The 2,084-nt window shown below is 58.8% G+C and carries 2 protein-coding genes; both read right to left on the bottom strand.

Going from position 1 to position 2,084, the window contains the following annotated elements; all coding sequences use genetic code 11:
* Positions 1–130: 130 nt before the first annotated feature.
* The gene (locus PZA18_RS23795) at positions 131–1,099 is read right to left on the bottom strand and encodes a cation diffusion facilitator family transporter (protein ID WP_284103384.1); all 969 of its coding nucleotides are present in this window, start codon (positions 1,097–1,099) and stop codon (positions 131–133) included.
* A complete protein-coding gene (locus tag PZA18_RS23790) occupies positions 1,096–1,944 on the bottom strand; it encodes an NRDE family protein (RefSeq protein WP_284103383.1) in 849 nt (282 codons plus the stop codon). Before PZA18_RS23790 ends, PZA18_RS23795 begins: the two co-directional genes overlap by 4 nt.
* Between the last annotated feature and the right edge of the window lie 140 nt (positions 1,945–2,084).

Here is a 2,084-nt window from a genome sequence, read left to right as displayed (position 1 = left end):
GGGCCAGGTCGATTTTTGGGGCATGGCGTCGTTAGGGTTCGCTTATTTAGCCCGCTAAACCACGCTTACCCTGCCTAGCCCTGCCCCAAAACTCGGCCTGGCGCGACCGGAAACAAAACGTCAACAGAGCCTAGTGTGAATGTCGATGCAGAGGATGGGGGGAATGTGGCGCGTGGTCGTGTGCGTGCGGCTTTTCCGCTTGCTCAATGATCGGGATGACATGGCCACTACGCTGGGTAAACCAAGACGGTTGCAGCGTGACATGGTCTATCAGAAAGTCTTTGGCCAGCATGGCCTGACAGGTGGCGAGCAGGCGGGTCCAGTGATCTGGTTCGGTAATGACCAGATGGGCCGATAAGGCGATTCGATTCGGCCCAAGATGCCAGATATGCAGATCGTGAACCGATTGCACCCCAGGTTGTTTGGCGAGTGCCCGGCCGATAGCTTCCATGTCGAGGTGTGCGGGAACGCCTTCCATCAGCATGTGGCTGGACTGGCGTATCAATAGCCAGGTTGAGCGCAAGATGAGCATGGCGACCAGCAACGACAACAATGGATCAATCGGTCGCCAGTCGGTAAGCCAGATCACGGCGCCAGCCATGATGGCTGCCACTGATCCCAGCAGATCTCCCAATACATGCAGCAGGGCTGCCCGTGAGTTCATATTGTGGCTGTCGCCAGACAGAATCCAGGCGGCAAGGACATTCACCCCAAGGCCCGCAGCTGCAATCACCATGACGCCACCACCGTTGACCACGCTGGGACGCAGTAATCGCCCAATTGCCTCGAACACAATCCAGCCGATCATTGCCAGCATCAGCAGGCTGTTGACCAGAGCGCCCAGGATTTCTGCTCGGGCGTAGCCATAGCTGTTGCTGCTGTTGGCTGGCCGCTGTGACCAGGCGCTCGCAAACAGTGCCAGTGCCAGTGCTGCTGAATCGGTCAGCATATGGCCCGCATCAGACAGCAGTGCCAGCGAGCCTGTCCACATTCCCCCAACGAACTCAATGCCGGCATAGCCTCCCGTCAGAATCAGCGCCAGGGCCAGTCTGCGCCGGCTGGCTGCATGGGGATGGGGGTGTGAGTGGGCGTGGCTCATGCGGGCTCCTGCATGAATTCGTGATGGATGGTCTGGATCAGGCCCTGCTGAGAAAAACTGCGCTCCGTCCAGCGGATGTGACCGGATTTGTTCATCGTCAACAGGGTGCTGGCACGAGTGCCGTAGAGTGGACTGGAGATAAAGCTGCTCGACAGCAGCAGCTCCCATTCCTGACCAATCCCGGTATCGGGTAACTCGTTGAGCGGGGCAGTTTGCGGGTCGGCCAGTAAGGCAAACAGGGCTTGGTCTGAATCCAGGGCCTGTTTCATGCCTGTCTTGAGTTTTTCCATCTTGGGCCAATGTGCGTCGAGAGGCCCATTCGAGATGGCGTGAATACCGGGTGTGATCTGGCTAAGTAAATCCACGCGGCTTTCGTAGCACCATAACCCGGTTTGATCGCCCAGCAGCAGATTGAAGTCGTTATACTCGCGGGCCTTTGGCCGCAGGGCCCTGATGTACTGCTCTGCGGTCTGTGTGTTTGCCAGAAACCCGACGGGGAGTTCGCCGCGAGAGCGCCGGTCCTGGCGGGTGCGACGAGGATCGCGGAAATTGGTCAGGGCGGCGATTCGACCGGATCGGTCTGTGCCCAGCCAGGTTCCGCCTGCCTGCAGGTCCTGGCCGGCAAGCATAGGTGGATGCTGCCACCAGCGGGAGAAGGCGGTGGGACGAGAGAAAAACTCATCACGGTTGGCGGCGATGACCAGCGTGTAGACCGGATGTGTTTGGAAAGCAAAACCAATCAGGCACATAGCGGCCAGCGTAGACCAAGCTTGCGCGGGGAACAAGTCGGCGCGCTCTGCGCCTTGTTCCAGGACGCTTCCCGGTGAAACGCGATCGCAAACCATACCGCCAACAGAACCTAGGCTCTGTTGACATTTTATTTCCGGATCGCGTTTCGTCGGATTTGGGCCTGATGCAAGGCGAAAAGCGCGCCGCTTAGCGGGCTAAGCAAGCGATTTTTAACACCGCAGCAGGCCCAAATCCG

This window comes from Parachitinimonas caeni, from assembly GCF_030129945.1.
Taxonomy (GTDB): Bacteria; Pseudomonadota; Gammaproteobacteria; order Burkholderiales; family Chitinimonadaceae; genus Parachitinimonas; species Parachitinimonas caeni.
The sequence above is the reverse complement of the archived record's forward strand: the minus strand, read 5'-3'. Positions and strand labels throughout refer to the sequence as shown.

Coding starts and splice junctions, on each gene's coding strand:
- PZA18_RS23795 (WP_284103384.1), bottom strand. CDS start 1,099: ATGAGCCACGCCCACTCACACCCCCATCCCCATGCAGCCAGCCGGCGC.
- PZA18_RS23790 (WP_284103383.1), bottom strand. CDS start 1,944: ATGGTTTGCGATCGCGTTTCACCGGGAAGCGTCCTGGAACAAGGCGCA.